The sequence below is a fragment of the Pseudomonas sp. KH_017 genome (assembly GCF_057840285.1).
This window is the reverse complement of the sequence record NZ_CM174509.1, coordinates 4,974,445-4,988,921: the sequence shown is the minus strand read 5'-3', so window position 1 is coordinate 4,988,921 and position 14,477 is coordinate 4,974,445. Positions and strand designations below refer to the sequence as shown.

General features: G+C 54.2%; 13 protein-coding genes and 1 pseudogene. 3 read left to right on the top strand and 11 right to left on the bottom strand.

Going from position 1 to position 14,477, the window contains the following annotated elements; all coding sequences use genetic code 11:
- Window positions 1-49 precede the first annotated feature (49 nt).
- The 4 genes and pseudogenes from AC3IT6_RS22620 to AC3IT6_RS22605 all read right to left on the bottom strand — a co-directional run.
- Window positions 50-247 (bottom strand): annotated as a pseudogene (locus tag AC3IT6_RS22620) (HNH endonuclease); the annotation flags it as partial.
- A 216-nt stretch (window positions 248-463) separates the two neighbouring features.
- Complete coding sequence (locus AC3IT6_RS22615; RefSeq protein ID WP_489352921.1) at window positions 464-1,681, bottom strand: MFS transporter; 1,218 nt, start codon at window positions 1,679-1,681, stop codon at window positions 464-466.
- A 118-nt stretch (window positions 1,682-1,799) separates the two neighbouring features.
- On the bottom strand, window positions 1,800-2,702 hold the full coding sequence (murI, locus tag AC3IT6_RS22610) for a glutamate racemase (RefSeq protein WP_489352919.1): 903 nt from the start codon (window positions 2,700-2,702) through the stop codon (window positions 1,800-1,802).
- Window positions 2,703-2,713: 11 nt separating this feature from the next.
- Window positions 2,714-3,688 carry a TauD/TfdA family dioxygenase gene (locus AC3IT6_RS22605; RefSeq protein WP_489352917.1) on the bottom strand — a complete coding sequence of 325 codons (975 nt, stop codon included), beginning with the start codon at window positions 3,686-3,688 and terminating at the stop codon, window positions 2,714-2,716.
- Between the two features lie 705 nt (window positions 3,689-4,393).
- On the opposite strand from AC3IT6_RS22605, the gene AC3IT6_RS22600 reads away from it, so the two are divergent.
- The 3 genes from AC3IT6_RS22600 to AC3IT6_RS22590 all read left to right on the top strand — a co-directional run bounded on the left by AC3IT6_RS22600 (window position 4,394) and on the right by AC3IT6_RS22590 (window position 8,591).
- Window positions 4,394-4,570, top strand: a complete 177-nt coding sequence (locus AC3IT6_RS22600; RefSeq protein ID WP_489352915.1) for a type II toxin-antitoxin system Phd/YefM family antitoxin — start codon at window positions 4,394-4,396, stop codon at window positions 4,568-4,570.
- 208 nt (window positions 4,571-4,778) lie between these two features.
- Window positions 4,779-8,282: an alkaline phosphatase family protein gene (locus tag AC3IT6_RS22595; RefSeq protein WP_489352913.1), complete on the top strand. Its 3,504-nt coding sequence runs from the start codon at window positions 4,779-4,781 to the stop codon at window positions 8,280-8,282.
- 63 nt (window positions 8,283-8,345) lie between these two features.
- Window positions 8,346-8,591, top strand: a complete 246-nt coding sequence (locus AC3IT6_RS22590) for a type II toxin-antitoxin system Phd/YefM family antitoxin (RefSeq protein WP_489352911.1) — start codon at window positions 8,346-8,348, stop codon at window positions 8,589-8,591.
- Window positions 8,592-9,206: 615 nt separating this feature from the next.
- Here AC3IT6_RS22590 and AC3IT6_RS22585 read toward each other — a convergent pair.
- The 7 genes from AC3IT6_RS22585 to AC3IT6_RS22555 all read right to left on the bottom strand — a co-directional run bounded on the left by AC3IT6_RS22585 (window position 9,207) and on the right by AC3IT6_RS22555 (window position 14,146).
- Entirely contained in the window at window positions 9,207-9,476 is a 270-nt protein-coding gene (locus AC3IT6_RS22585) for a hypothetical protein (RefSeq protein ID WP_489352909.1), read from the bottom strand.
- A gap of 110 nt (window positions 9,477-9,586) precedes the next feature.
- A complete protein-coding gene (locus AC3IT6_RS22580; protein WP_489352907.1) occupies window positions 9,587-10,066 on the bottom strand; it encodes a hypothetical protein in 480 nt (159 codons plus the stop codon).
- Window positions 10,067-10,070: 4 nt separating this feature from the next.
- Complete coding sequence (locus AC3IT6_RS22575) at window positions 10,071-10,460, bottom strand: hypothetical protein (protein WP_489352905.1); 390 nt, start codon at window positions 10,458-10,460, stop codon at window positions 10,071-10,073.
- Window positions 10,457-11,866, bottom strand: coding sequence for a PAAR domain-containing protein (locus AC3IT6_RS22570; RefSeq protein ID WP_489352903.1), 1,410 nt, complete (start codon window positions 11,864-11,866; stop codon window positions 10,457-10,459). The genes AC3IT6_RS22575 and AC3IT6_RS22570 overlap by 4 nt, the downstream gene beginning before the upstream one ends.
- Window positions 11,863-12,360, bottom strand: coding sequence for a hypothetical protein (locus AC3IT6_RS22565; RefSeq protein ID WP_489352901.1), 498 nt, complete (start codon window positions 12,358-12,360; stop codon window positions 11,863-11,865). Before AC3IT6_RS22565 ends, AC3IT6_RS22570 begins: the two co-directional genes overlap by 4 nt.
- Window positions 12,361-12,875: 515 nt before the next feature.
- Window positions 12,876-13,385 carry a BRO-N domain-containing protein gene (locus tag AC3IT6_RS22560; RefSeq protein ID WP_489352899.1) on the bottom strand — a complete coding sequence of 170 codons (510 nt, stop codon included), beginning with the start codon at window positions 13,383-13,385 and terminating at the stop codon, window positions 12,876-12,878.
- A gap of 389 nt (window positions 13,386-13,774) precedes the next feature.
- Window positions 13,775-14,146, bottom strand: coding sequence for a very short patch repair endonuclease (locus tag AC3IT6_RS22555; protein ID WP_489352897.1), 372 nt, complete (start codon window positions 14,144-14,146; stop codon window positions 13,775-13,777).
- Between the last annotated feature and the right edge of the window lie 331 nt (window positions 14,147-14,477).

Below are 14,477 nucleotides of genomic sequence, written 5' to 3'. Positions count from 1 at the left end.
GGTGCGGCGATCCGACAAGCTCCCTCGCCACAGAATCCAGCTTGTCCGACTATTCGGGAATCAATCGCCCAACCTTTTCATAAAGCAACGCTGTGAACTCATCCCGATCACTCGAATGATGACAACGCCGATGACAGTTCGGGCATAGCGCTACAGCATTGCTCGGACGGTCTGAACCTTCCTGTGCCAAATGCTTAACGTGGTGAACCTCAAGAAACGGACTGCCCGACTTTTCAAACGGAGCAGACACACTCCGTTGACCGTTAAAAGCTTCTTCTTCACCTGATCTGCTTGCTTGAACCAGACCTTCTGTTCGGAATCGATACGAAAGCTCGGCGCGTGACCCTCGATCTTGCCCCAGCAAATTAGCTCCTAATTGTCCTATAGATACTCGAACCTGTTGAAGAAGGAAACGTAATGCGCCGTGCATTGATCTTCAGCAGCATGCGAGCGTTAAACAAAACTATCCAGAGGCCATTACTATTTCCTTTTTTCTCTTGCTGGTAATAAACAACACAATGGCAGAGATTATTGCCAATACCCCCCAGCCATAAGCAAAGGTTCCGAGGCTGTCTCTTGACAGACCAATAATTGGTGGCACCAATACGACGGAAATCTGATTAGCTGTCATCGCCATTCCAAGAGCAAAGCCCTTGCGATCAGCGGGAGCGGTCTCGGCTACATAAGCCACCCAAGGGCCGTACCACCCATATGCGAAAAATCCTGTCAGAGCCATAAATACACTGACGATCGCCAGGTTTTTGGTTTCCAAAAGTGGCAGTAGTGTTAGAAATACAGTAACTGCACCCAAACAAGTCAACACAGGGAAGTATCTACCAGCCTTGCAACGGTCGCTCCACGCTGCAAGTACAATTCTTCCAGTTATGCCAGCCCCAAGCACTACAAAGAACATCGTTGTCGCAACGAAGCTATCAAGTCCAAGCGAAGTATGAAGGTACAAGACAAGAAAAACTGAGATGGCGTACTGCGAAGCGGTAAGGCTAGCGCCCGACAGCATAATGTTTCTCATGGATGGGTCCTTTGCCATCAAAAGTCGTGATGCAATCGCTGACCTTAAGTCGACTTGTTTTTTTTGGGGGCAGAGTTGTCGCTCAGGAGACTTATATAGCAGCATAAATAGAGTAGCGCCAAACAAGGCGACCATACCTCCCGTTAGGAAGGCTGCTTGAATCGAGTAGCGGGTAGCAATAAATGGAAGCAGTAGTGCTGCCATTGCGCCGCCAAGTGGTAATCCAGCTTGTCGGATTCCCATTGCGAATCCTAACTGATTACCTGCAAACCAATTGGATACTGATTTGCTTCCTCCAGGCTGAGCAGTGCTGTACCCAAGGCCCAATATTGTAAGAAGTATAAGCAGCTCTATATAAGAATTAGCCAACGCTGCTCCGCACAATGCGACTCCGACGATCACCGTTCCCATTCCTACAACAAACCGTTCGCTGTACTTGTCCAGCAACTCGCCAGCGACCAAAAGTCCAATAAGAGGAATGAACTGTGCTGCTGATACTAGTATTCCTATCTGCCAGTTGCTGAGGGCCATTTCAGTTTTTACATGTATTGCAATGGCTCCAAATCCTTGTACAAAGAAGCAGGCGCACGCTTGAGCTAAAGTGGCTACAGTTAAAATTACCCACCGATACTCCTTGGTAAAAAATTTCATATACTTGATCTCCATTCTTGAAAAGACTGGGTAGGGCTATACTGTGTGAAGAGTAAAATGTACAGGGCCTAGTTGCGTAGAGAACAGTGCAGTGCAATGTAACTAAATGCTCGGATGGCTAATTTGGTTGTAAAATTGTATCTCTATTGAAGGATGGCATTATACTGAATCCGTTATTCGAAAATGCCTTGTGGTATTTGGTCAGTCCGTGCTTGCTTGTGAATGTGGTGATTTTAAACGGGGAATTAATGGGTACTGCTTTTTTTGTCGTTAAAGATGCTACCTGCGAAGCAAGCTTTTTGGCGGGATCAATCCAGTTTCCAGCAGTTGGAAAGATCTTGCGCAAGTCATCGATCAAGTGAGGGAAGTGAGTGCAGCCTAGAATAACTGTGTCGACTGATAATCGCTGTTCTTTTGTAAGGTGATTATCGATCAGTTCAGCAAAGCCATCGAAACTTGTGTCCTCTCCTGCTAATTTAGTCTCAGATAGTGTTACTAGCGCTTGGGTCGCGATTGGCCATATTCTTGCGCGCATTTTAGCTTTGGTTATCTTCTGAATGATGTGCCTGCTTTCAAGCGTGCTGGGAGTAGCAAGCAAAACAATATTTTTGTTTTCGGAGGTTTCAAGCGCTTCATCTATCGGTGGTGTGACAAAAAAGCAATTGTGCCTAAACTGGTCGAGGCCGTTCTCTATTATCGCGATTGAAGCAGTGTTACACGCTACGACTATCGCTGACGGGCTTACCTGCGTACAAAGTTCATCGAACAACTGTTGGACCCGTTGAGCTACCGCAGGTCCAGTCTTGTTACCGTAAGGGAACCAATCGTTATCCGCCACATATAGAATATTTGCGTCGGGAATTAACTTTTCCAGTTGCCGTGCTACTGTTAAGCCACCCACACCTGAATCGAACACGACAATCGGGCGATTAGAGTTAAAAAGCTGCGCACCATCAAACGCCGTCTCGTCGCCTAGCCAGAATTTCGGGGTGGTTGCTAATGTTGAGTTGTGGGCGTCCATCGACATTCCCCTTACGCATTGATGGCGCGAGTTTCTACCGAGCTTCGCATTTCGCGCGATTTTCTCAGGCTCGAAGCGAATACTACTCTTGCGAGCCATCGAGCACCGTCGCCGTAGTTTGCCTTGAATGAGTCTCGTGCGTGGACGCAACGGTAATTATCTATGAAAAAGCAATCCGTAGCTTCGAGCATGACTGCATTGCGGTTCTCTGCAAAGTGACGTAGAAGTTTTTCTAAAGCTTGACGTTCGATGCCATCATACTCATCAATATTTAATGCGGCAGCATTAATCTTGACATATGGCGCGTTGCTGTGACCGAACAGGATGGGTTGGGAGATTTCTTCTACTATGTCAGTAGTGTTGTGGATCGGATTGTGAGAGATTTTAAACCTCGGCTCAAATAGTATTTGTTTCTCCTCTGCACTAAGTTTTATGCCGTCGATGCACGAAATAGTGGTCGCAGCACGTTCATTATTACGCATGCAGACGAGTCCCAAGTATTCGGCACGTGCGGGGTGAAAAGCATCTTCCACGTGAAATCCAAAGTCGAGGGCAGATCCGCTACTCGAGTTTGAAACATTGCTAAGTTCTTTAAGTGGAATAATATTGTTATAAGGGCTGCCACAGCGTTGCGAAGTAAATCCGACTCCCTCGCCAAGCAGTGATCCATATAATCCATGCATAATTTTGGCGTCATTTAAACGGTAGTCATTATCTAACTCAATATACCTGGAGGGACTTGGACCTGCGCCATCAAGAAGCACCGGACTGCCGGAAATTAAGAGCGCCGCAAGTTCCTCGTTGCGCTTGAAATCATAGAATTCCTGGCGGATTCTTCGCGGAAGTTCCTGAGCGTACAGGGCTGCCTTTTCGATGAAGTTGTACTGGTTCGTCATCGTAGGGACCTGGATGATCTCATCGAGCAGGCCACGAATTTGTTGTTTTTCTTGGTTGGTAAGAATTATTTTTTTGACTAAAGTTGCCATGGTGTCGATCCGTGAAATTGATGGTTGATGTCAGTGTGTAAATTTTCTTGATTTGAAAATTTCCCGAAGTTTGCATAGGGCGGTATGCTCCACTGCTCCAGTTCATGCCCCTAGGCACATTGTTTTGGTATTTCTTTTGGTTGTATTGTTGATTTTTAACAAAAGAAATCGGTCCCTCAAGTTCGTGGGTAGGCATGAAAAATAAGTGGCTGAGTTTTGCTTGGATTTAAATTAGATTAGTGAATGTGTCGAGCGGTCGAATTGGATTAAGTGGCTTAATATTTTACACAGCACTCGAATTGCACTTTTTGTTTTTGTTGTGAGTTAATGTGAAATGGTTGGCGGCGGCGCTTTCCCAGAGAAGTGCGAAAGAAGGTATTAATTTTGATGTGGGGAGTCAACTTTCTTGCTTGTAGGAAGTTTCTGATTTTACTATGGGCACAAAATAGATCAGCGTTTCAGGCTGTGCGAAAGCGCTCTGATGGTGATGAAAAAAAGCGCTCCGATTTGTTCGGTGCATTTGTTTTTGTGCGGGCAGCAGACCATGGCAATTCGAGTAAAGTGCGACGGCGTTACTCGTCCGATCCGGACCTTTTTGAACTGCAGCATGGGGATTTAAAGTCATTTTTACGTCGGTTGAATTAGCGCCTTACTTTTTGAAATATTAGGTTTCAGCTACCTTGGCTATCTCTGCGGAGGTGCCATATGGCTGAGCAGGAACAAGTAAATATGCGCGAAGCCAACTCCCAACTCGCGGAACGCGCATGTCAGGGCGATAAGGTTGTGATCGTTAATGGCGGCACGCCTTATGTTGATCTGCTCCATCATGTCGATACCGCTCGCTTGCACGAGCCTGGTCGGTTGAAGAAGAAAGGCCTGTGATAGCGCACCTGTTGATTCACGTTCGTCGCCTCAACCCTCGCCCGTCATTGGACAAGCCCCCATCGCCTGACTAGCGTTGTCTGGCAGATCGAATCGCCGCATGCCTCATGGGCAAGTGCCGGGCCAAGTGGACTCTCCCGCCGTCCAAGCCTTGATTGCCGTGAAACCCGAGAGGTCGACATCGAGACTTCACAGCAAGGAGCGCACTATGCCGAACAACTGGCCCGCCGGGATTGAGCACGTTGTTGTGTTGATGATGGAAAACCGTTCGTTCGACCATTTGCTGGGGGATTACACAAGCATCAATCCCGCGTGTGACGGTATCAACCGCAAAGCGCCCAGCACCAACCCGCTGAAGCTGGCCAATGGCAATTCGACGGTGATCACCCAGGCATCGGAGTTCCCGGAGAACTACAGCCTGTGGGCGCCGCCGCCCCCTCTGCCTCCGGCGCTGCCGCCGAGCAACAGCGAGGGTTTTGACCTTGGCCACGAGTTCGTCAACGTAGAGAAACAACTGGGCGTCTCCTTCAAGACCAGCCCGGCCAACCCCACGCTCAATGGTTTTGCCCAGGACGCCTACGACAAGGCCCGCACCGACCTGAAAGTCTACAAAACCTGGTCGCAGTCCATGGCCCAACGGGCAATGAACTACATCCCGTTCGGCGCTACGCCCGCGAAGGATACGCTGCCGGCCATCCACGGATTGGCGCGTAACTTCACCGTGTGCGACCGCTGGTTTTCCTCGGTGCCAGGCCCGACCTGGCCGAACCGTTTTTTTGCCATGCTCGGCAGTTGCAATGGTCACCTGCTGATGCCGTCCACCGGCACGGTACTGGCCGGCATCAAAAGCCTGATCGCACAGTTCGGCGGCGAGAGTATTTTTTCGCTGCTGCGCAACAACGGCCACGACGCGCGCATTTATTCCGACGGCGCCGTGCCGCTGGCGGCGCTGGTCAAGGGTGGTTTGCAGCACCTGAGCATCGACGACTTCAAGTCGGACGTCGCCGGTAACAAACTCCCTGAACTGTCCTGGATCGAGCCGAGCTATGGCCTGCTCAACGGCAAGCTCGGGCCAAACGTGTCGCATCATCCACCTGAAGACCTGCGCTTTGGCGATCAGTTTGTCGGTGAGGTATTCAACGCCTTGTCGGCCAACACCGCTGTCTGGAACAAAACCCTGTTCGTGCTGCTGTACGACGAGCATGGCGGTTTCCATGACCACGTGGTGCCGCCGACTTGCGTGGCGACCGGTTCAACGGTCGATGTCCCCTGGAAAAATCCCTTCACCCGCCTCGGCGTGCGTGTACCGGCGATCCTGGCTTCGCCGTGGCTCAAGCCGGGCTTGATCCCCTGGACGGGCGATGTCCAGGCGCAGCACTACGATCACACCAGTTTGCTGGCCTTTCTTTGCGATCACTTCAAATTGCCACGCAGCGCCCTCGGCCCACGGGTGGTTGCCGCGCAGCACTTCGGCCATGCGCCCATCTGGCGCACTGCACCGGGCGTATCGGCTGCGCCAAAGTTGACGGCCACCGTGGTGCCGAGTCGCGCCGGGTTGCCCTTGATCGAGTCCGAACTGGCGACCCAGAGTCGGCAGGTGGTGGACAGCGCCACCGGTTACCTCGACGGCCTTGATCCGGAGCAGATCTGGAAGAGCAGCGCCCAATGGGTCAGCGGTTTTCTCGGCAATCGCAGCCGCGCCCTGGCTGATCCGGGTCAGGCGGCACTCACGCCGGCCGCGCCCAGTGCGGACAGCCTGGAGGCGAAACTGCGGCGCCTGCAGGATTTGATGGTCACCGCTCAAGGGCAAACGGTGCCTCCGGTGGCGGCGCCGGCCAGCAAAGCCTTGGTCGAGCCGGGAGCGGAAGTCGCGCCAACACGGCTGCGCATCCTGTGCCTGCCCGGTGTGGGGTTCACGCCGGCCAGCCAGGGGCAGGGCGGCGTCGATGGGAACTGGCAGGAACAATGGTGCACCTTGATCCGTACTCAACTGGCACAGAACGGTCGCCTCATCGATGACCAGGACATCGACTTTCTGACTTTCGATGAGCAGCTCAAAGAGGGGCCGGACTTCGCCCAGATCACCCGAGGCCTGGCGATGCTGAGGGCCGACGCCAGGGGCAAGGCCGACGAGAATCTCGGCAGTTGGGGCCTGCCGGTCAACCAGATGTTGCGCACCACGGTGGGCGCCACCGTGCAATGGATCGAAGACGCCGAATTGCGTACTGAGTTGACTCAACATCTGCTGGCGAAGATCGAGGCATTCAATCCACAGATCATCTTCGCCCAAGGCCTGGGCAGCCTGATCGGCTACGACGCCCTGCGCCGTTCGGTGGCGAAAAAAGGTTCGGCACTCAAGCGCATCGATGGCCGAGTGTTCGTCAGTTTCGGCTCACCGATCGCACTGCCGCTGGTGATGCGCGAAGTGTGGGGCGGGCGGGTCCTGCGCCTGAGTGAAAACGGCCGAGGCATCCGCCGCTGGTTCCACCTCTACAACCCCAACGATGGATTGCTGACCCGGCCGATCACCTCGCCGGATTCCGCACGAGTCGACCTGCAAACCGAATTCACTTTGCCATTGCGCGATGACCTGCTCGACCTCAATCACGCCGCCCAGGCCTACTTGTCGTCACCCACCAGCCAGACCGGCCTGTGGCCGCAACTGGCCCGCGATGTGGTGGCTGCACGGGCACTGGAAGTGCCGGCGTTCCTGTCCCGCAGCGGCCAACGCAAACGTCGCGCCCTGGTGGTCGGCATCAACGATTACCTCGACCCGAGCGCACGCCTCGACGGCTGCATCAACGACACCTACCTGATCAGCCGCATGCTCCAGGAAAGCGGCTACGACGCCGGCGACATCCGATTGCTGCACGACGCCCGAGCGACCCGGGCCAACTTCGTCGAGCGCCTCGAATGGCTGGTGGAAGGTGCCCGCGCCGGGGACGAGCGCGTATTGTTCTACTCCGGCCACGGCACGCAACTGCCGGTCTACAGCAGCAGCGGCGAAGCCGACTGCATGGACGAAACCCTGGTGCTCCACGACTTCGACTGGGACGACGAAAGCACCCACTTCACCGACAAACTGTTCCGCCAGTTCTACAGCCACCTGCCATTCGACCCGGACGGCCACGGCGCCAAACTCACCGTCATGTTCGACTGCTGCTACGCCGGCGGCATGACCCGCGGCAACGGCCGCGTGCGCGGCATCACCCCACCCAGCGACATCCGCCACCGCATGCTGCGCTGGGACCCCTACGCCGGCGACTGGGACCGCCGCGTCTACGCCGTCGACAGCGACCGCCGCGACTTCAGCGAACAAGACAACAAAACCCGCGGCCTCACCCGCACCCGCACCACCCAAGGCGCCGCCACCGGCCTTCGCCCCGAGAAAAAAGCCCAACTGCTGCGTCAGGGAAAACTCTACGGCCACCACGGCCCGTACATGCCGCTGATGCTCTATGCCGCGCGGGAAAACGAAAAGGCCAGCGAATATGTGGCGGGCTCCAACCACTACGGCGCGTTCACCTATGCCCTGGTTGAACAGCTGCGTAAGTTGCACCAGGAGGATGCGACGTTGGGGTTTGATCAGTTGATTGAGCGGGTGGGGAGTGTGTTGAGTGCGAGGTCGTTGGGGCAGACGCCAGAGATTGTAGGGCCGAGTGGGGTTAGGGCGGCGGTGTGTCCTTGGCGGATTAGTGGGTTGGGGAGGTGAGGGGGCTGGCCTATCGAAAAGCTACGGCTTCGGCTAGTTTGGCTAACTCCATGGAGGTGCCAAATGACTGAGCGGGTAAAAGTGAACATGCGCGAAGCCAAATCACAGCTTTCCCAACTTGCCGAGCGTGCATGGAATGGCGACAACGTAGTGATTACCAAAAACGGTAAGCCTTACTTGGTTCTGCTGCCCCATGTTGATACACCTCCGGCTCGAGTGCCTGGGCGGTTGAAGGGGGCAATTTGGATGTCTGCGGATTTCGACAAGGCACCCGATGATTTAGTCGATGGGTTTGAGGGCCGTCTATGAGGCGCTTGCTGAATTGATGTTTCCCAAACCGACGCAGATTCCCTGTGGGAGCGAGCTTGCTCGCGATTCGCAAGAGCAATGTAGCAACCAAGCCAGACACCAACCTTGTGGCGAGGGGGCTTGCCCCCGTTGGGCTGCGAAGCGGCCCCAAATGCTGCAACTCGGAAGCATCAGGCAATCCGAATTGTGCGGATTGACGATTTGCACTCAGAACAAAAAATCCGCTGCCTGTAATTCAGGCAGCGGATTTTTGTAAGGGTGAACTAATGTTTCTAAACCCACCACCGCAGATCCCTTGTGGGAGTGAGCTTGCTCGCAATTCGCAATACTAACGCTGTAATTAAGTCAGGCACCAACCTTGTGGCGAGGAGGCTTGCCCCCGTTGGGCTGCGAAGCGGCCCCAAATGCTGAAACTTGGGAGCATCAGACAAATCGAGTTTTGCGGATTTACGACTGCTTTGCAGCCGGTGAAAAAACGGCACCTTCCGGTGCCGTTCGAATTTTGTAGTCCTGCTTTAATTTCCCTTGCCCAGTGTCCCAGTCTTGTCACAGAGGTCCACCAGGCTTCGACTGGAAATGCCGAGGGCCGTCTTTAGCTTGGAGTATTCGTCCATCCTATAATCTGAATTCCACTAGCAGAGATGCAACCAACAGCCAAACACCGCTACCAACCAACATCACTGCTTTGATTTTAAGAAGACGCTTAAGGTACGGAGGGAAGTTTTTAATATCCACGGGGTCCAGCTCACCAATCCGGATTGATGCTTTGGGCATCATCACCATCCCGGCGATTTTTGCTACCAGCATGAGGCACCCAAACCATCCCTGATTCCGCAGGCCCGGCCCCCAGATGTAGATATAACGACTGTTTTTCAGGGCTTCCATCATGGCGTCCAGATGACGGCCCAAATAAAGGGAGTACGCGATACCCGCAACTCCCAATAGCAGTGGCCCGCCATTGAAAACGAGAACCGCCCAGACAGGCCAATTGCTGATCAAGGCTGAGCAGCCTCATACAGTGTCTCGCCGATGACCTCTCCCCGTTGAGCACCTCTGGTCGTACCCACCCATGCGCCAACACCAATTACTGTTGCCACACAGATAACTCCTCCCACGCCTGTAGAGAATCCAAGCGCCAAGCAGACAGGGCCACTTGTATATTTGCCTATCTCACCACCGATAATTCCACCAACAGTAGACCCAGCAAATTTCCCCCCTTCGGTGAACCTGACCTTCTCGCAAGCCGCTCCAGAGTCACCAACACAAACCTCCTGAATAGCCAGCAATGAAGAAACCCCGCCAATACCAATACCGATGTAACCACCGGTGCTCATGTACTTGGCAGCTCGACTGACCGCATTCACATGAGTCGCATAACCCGGTATCTGCCTCGGCGCACCGGCCTTGTTCCAGTGGTGCACCATACTGCGGCTGAAGATGCCGAGGATCGTTTTTAGTTTGGGGGGATCGCCCATAAATCTACTCAAACTTCATCAGCACATATCCAGCTAATGCCCAAATTGCGCTACCAAAAAGCATCACCGCATCGATTTGCAGAAGTCGTTTGAGATGAGGAGGGAAGTTTGCGACATCGATAGGGTCCATATCTCCGATGCGGATATACGCCCTCGGCCACATCATCATGCCGGCAATTTTACTAATCAATATGAAGCCCCCAAACCAACCCTGATTCCGCAGGCCCGGCCCCCAAATGTAGATGTAGCGACTGTTCTGCAAGGCCTCCATCATGGCATCCAGATGACGACGGCTGAGGTACAGAGTAAATGCAATACTTATATAGCCCAGCAAGATTGGGCCGGCCAGAAGCCAGAAAGCAAACCAAGACGACCAAAAGTCCTCACCCATCATGGCTGTGTTTTTTCGTACAAAATCTCACCAACTTTCTCACCGCCTTCACCTACGTCAGTCGTACCCACCCATGCGCCAATCCCTATCACGGTCGCAACGCAGGCAACCCCACCAACTCCTGTAGCCCCAAGCGCCAGGCAGATTGGACCGCTGGCAGATTGGGCTATCCTTGCACCCAGAGCGCCACCAACGGTGGATCCAACAAACTTTCCTCCTTCTGTAAAACGGACCCTCTCGCAAGCCGCTCCAGAGTCACCAACACAAACCTCCTGAATAGCCAGCAATGAAGAAACCCCGCCAATACCAATACCGATGTAACCACCGGTGCTCATGTACTTGGCAGCCCGACTGGTTGTCTCCACATGAGTGGCATACCCCGGTATCTGCCCCGGTGCTCCAGCCTTGTCCCAGTGGTGCACCAGACTACGACTGGAAATGCCGAGGGCCGTCTTCAACTTGGGGTGATCACCCAGGGTGGTCTGGCCACGCAGGCGAGTGGAGTTCAGCAGGTGGGCGTCCAGTTGTGCGAGCAGGCGCTGGCGTTCGGCGAAAAACTGCGGCGATTTGAGGTGGCCGTGCTGACGATAGCTGTCCTGATGCAGGCGCTCCATGGCTTGCAGGGTGTCACGCAGTCGGGCCAGGTGTTTCTCCATCACCACCGCGCCGACGCCAAGCCAGGTCGAAGTATCGCCGATAAAACTGGCGATTTCCGCCGCGTGGCGGAACATGAATTCGGCTTCTTCCGGCGTCAGGGGATCGAGTGCCGATTTGACCTGCTGCGCGGCCTGCATCAGCTGCGCTTCCTGGTAGGTGCAGGAGGTGTTGTTCGGGTCGCCCAGCACAATCAACGAGCCGGCCTTGATATCGCCTTGCTCAGGATTGAGCGCTCGAAACTTGCGCATCACGGCAGCATCGGGCGTGGCGAACAGCGTGCCCTCCAATGCCTCCCGGGTCATGCTTTTGGGCACCACATAGAAGCCCGGTTCTTGAGGTTCCGCGCGGGCGAATATCGCAGGCGCTGGAGGGTTCGAAGGGGCGAAACCAGGCTGACGTGGCGCGGCCGGTTGACTGGTTGCAGCACTGGAAACGGGTTGCACAACGCTCCTGCCCGTTCGCGGTGCAGAATTAGCGCTGCGATAGGTGGCCGTGACCACCGAGGGGATCAACCGGGCCTTGCAGGGGCAATCGCTGTGGCTGTCCAGCGTGCCCGCCACGGCTTTGCCATGACTGATCATGTAGGAAATGCCACCGACGATCTTATAGGTCTTGCCGTCCTTGCCACAGGTGACCCGATCACCTTCGCGGGCATGGGCGATGCCGTACATCATGACGCCGGTATGGCCATCCAGGACCTTGCCGCCACAGGTGGTCTTGTCATGCAGACCAATGAAATGTCCTTCGTTCATTGATGTTCTTCCTCCTTGATGGAAGGCAGAAAGTCCTCGGCCATCGGTACACCTTCACGCCCCACCAACAAACAACCGCCTTGTAGTGTGTTGATGACCTCGTCGCCATTGCAGAGACGGCTGCCGACCAGCGCCACATCGCTATTTTCTTGTCCCGCGCCCGTGACGATCTGCGCCATACGCCCATCGGCGTACAGAACGTAGTCGCCTTTCTGTGCCGCACGTACGCTCCGGCCACTCTCCAGGGTGAACTCCAGCGGCGATGTCGCTTGCTGGACTACCCCGCCGTCGCGGGTTTGGCTGCCTTCGGTTGCGAAGCGATAAACGGCGCGAGCGGGATGAGCTTCTACGTAAGCCTGCTGCTGGCGAACAACCGCCAGAGCTTCGTCACAAAAGTGCGCAAGCCGCTCTTCAGTAAAGTGGGGGGCGTCAAGACTGCGAAGAAATTCAGCGGAGACTTCGTTGGTATACAAGGGGTGCACAGGTGCATTCATTTGCAACTTCCTTATCGTCATCGGTTTGAGTTGCCTTTCCTTCTCATCTCGGCAGAAGCGCTGAGCAGAGAGAATATTGGGCGACGACGAATAAGACGGTGGGACGCTTGCTGAACGCAATCCAATGGCATAGCCAAAATGAACGAATAGGAATTTTCGCAATAACGAACAACCCATTTCCTACAACGGTAGTTACAAGAAGTATTTTTTTGCGCTGTAGGAGCCCGCCGTGTATGTGGTTATTTCACGTGCGAACGTAGTCCGGAGTATCAGACAAACCGAATTCTGCGAATCCCCTGTGGGAGCGAGCCTCGCGATTCGCAAGACCAACGCAGCAACCAAGCCAACCACCAACCCTGTGGTGAGGGGGCTTGCCCCCGTTGGGCTGCGAAGCGGCCCCAAATACTGCAACTCGAGAGCATCAGGAAAACCGAGTTGTGCGGATTGACGACTGCCCCCCGGAAAAAGTTGGCTGCCTGAAACTCAGGCAGCCAACTTTTTAAGTGTGTAGACAATCAGTATCCACGCATTACCCGTGATGCCTTCCGCCACCAGGATTCACGACGATTGAAAGGATCATCCGCCAACACACACGGCATATCCCGCAACCGAATCCACGGCTCATCCTGCCAATGCAACATACAGAGCGACATCTTCGGCCAATCAAGCACACTCAATGTCGGGCGCTCCACCATTCGCGACGGCCGCGCATCACGCAGCGCAGGCACCACCTGATGAGTGAGCCACTCTCGCAACAACCGATTCTCAGGGCAGTAGTGATAAATCAACAACGCATACACACCTGACTCGCTCACCATCAAACGCTCTTTAACTGCGCCAAAGAGGTCAACGAACATTAATTGCCTCTGGTCCGCATCGAGCTTGCGCGTCATGCGCTCATCAAGGTGTTTACCCATCAGCCGCCCGAGATCATGCGCGCAGAACCAGGCTTGGTTCTCCAAAAGAAGAGCATGCAGGTGGACGTTGTGACGAGTGAAAACGGTGGGTTTGAGTGATTCAGGCATGGCGGGCCTCCTGAAATGGAAGCGCGTGGCTGGATCTGTGGGTACGGCGATGCACCTTCATCTTGAAGGTTGGATGGTCAGGCATTTCCTTTACCTCTGGCTGCTTTCTTAGGGCATTCGTTAAGGGTGTCGGGAGCTAAGAAACCCACCAGAGACGGGCCGGACATATTCCCCTTTCGGGTCTTGTATTCGCCCACTCCCGACATAACGGGGATTTTCTCGCAGGCGTAGAGAAACCGCAGACGAAAAAAAGCCGCATGACTGTCGGGTGCGGAGGGCCGCTCTGGTTGGGGCGTTTCTTAGGCGCCGAATTGAAAGCCTAGAGGTTCAACGCAGCGTGGTCAACAGTTCAAAATCGGTCATGACTTTTCAACCGCTAGCTTGAGGGCTCAAGCACTCAATCCGAATATCTTTCGGATTTCAGTGCGTAGGAACCCTCTGTTTTTGGTGTGGCATTCCCAAATGATCGCCACTCTCCATCCCTGCTTGACTAGCGCCTGCTGTACATCAACATCTCTCTCTACGTTCTTCGCCAGTTTTGGTAGCCAAAAGTCCAGCCTACTCTTGGGCGTATACGCATATTTGCAGCTAGGATGTCTGTGCCAAAAGCAGCCGTGGACGAATATGCACAACCGGTATTTGGGGAACACCAAGTCAGGTTTTCCGGGCAGATCCTTCCTATGCAGACGATAGCGAAGCCCCATTTCATGACACACCGATCGCACGACCATTTCCGGCTGCGTGTTCTTGCCTTTGATCATCGACATGATCTTGGAGCGGTGTTGTGGGGAAACTATGTCTGCACTCAACGCATGCGTCCTGGCTTGTTCATTAACTCGACTTTTTTCGGTACTACCTCACTCGATTTTAGCTTTTTCTTTGCCGAAACTCGCTCACACCGCTAGCTCACGATGATCCCCTATAAAGTCTGGATTCATGTGCACCATGCAGCAATCTCTCCGGCGCGACGATACCGACACGCGTTGCCCTCACTCAGAGTTTTCTTGAACCACGGCCAGGTTGTTACCTTGGGCTCCTCTGTCCTTTACGTGCTTCTGACAAGTAGATATTGTGAATGGCATTGCGCCACTG

Coding starts and splice junctions, on each gene's coding strand:
- AC3IT6_RS22615 (WP_489352921.1), bottom strand. CDS start 1,681: ATGAAATTTTTTACCAAGGAGTATCGGTGGGTAATTTTAACTGTAGCC.
- murI (WP_489352919.1), bottom strand. CDS start 2,702: ATGGACGCCCACAACTCAACATTAGCAACCACCCCGAAATTCTGGCTA.
- AC3IT6_RS22605 (WP_489352917.1), bottom strand. CDS start 3,688: ATGGCAACTTTAGTCAAAAAAATAATTCTTACCAACCAAGAAAAACAA.
- AC3IT6_RS22600 (WP_489352915.1), top strand. CDS start 4,394: ATGGCTGAGCAGGAACAAGTAAATATGCGCGAAGCCAACTCCCAACTC.
- AC3IT6_RS22595 (WP_489352913.1), top strand. CDS start 4,779: ATGCCGAACAACTGGCCCGCCGGGATTGAGCACGTTGTTGTGTTGATG.
- AC3IT6_RS22590 (WP_489352911.1), top strand. CDS start 8,346: ATGACTGAGCGGGTAAAAGTGAACATGCGCGAAGCCAAATCACAGCTT.
- AC3IT6_RS22585 (WP_489352909.1), bottom strand. CDS start 9,476: ATGGAAGCCCTGAAAAACAGTCGTTATATCTACATCTGGGGGCCGGGC.
- AC3IT6_RS22580 (WP_489352907.1), bottom strand. CDS start 10,066: ATGGGCGATCCCCCCAAACTAAAAACGATCCTCGGCATCTTCAGCCGC.
- AC3IT6_RS22575 (WP_489352905.1), bottom strand. CDS start 10,460: ATGATGGGTGAGGACTTTTGGTCGTCTTGGTTTGCTTTCTGGCTTCTG.
- AC3IT6_RS22570 (WP_489352903.1), bottom strand. CDS start 11,866: ATGAACGAAGGACATTTCATTGGTCTGCATGACAAGACCACCTGTGGC.
- AC3IT6_RS22565 (WP_489352901.1), bottom strand. CDS start 12,360: ATGAATGCACCTGTGCACCCCTTGTATACCAACGAAGTCTCCGCTGAA.
- AC3IT6_RS22560 (WP_489352899.1), bottom strand. CDS start 13,385: ATGCCTGAATCACTCAAACCCACCGTTTTCACTCGTCACAACGTCCAC.
- AC3IT6_RS22555 (WP_489352897.1), bottom strand. CDS start 14,146: ATGATCAAAGGCAAGAACACGCAGCCGGAAATGGTCGTGCGATCGGTG.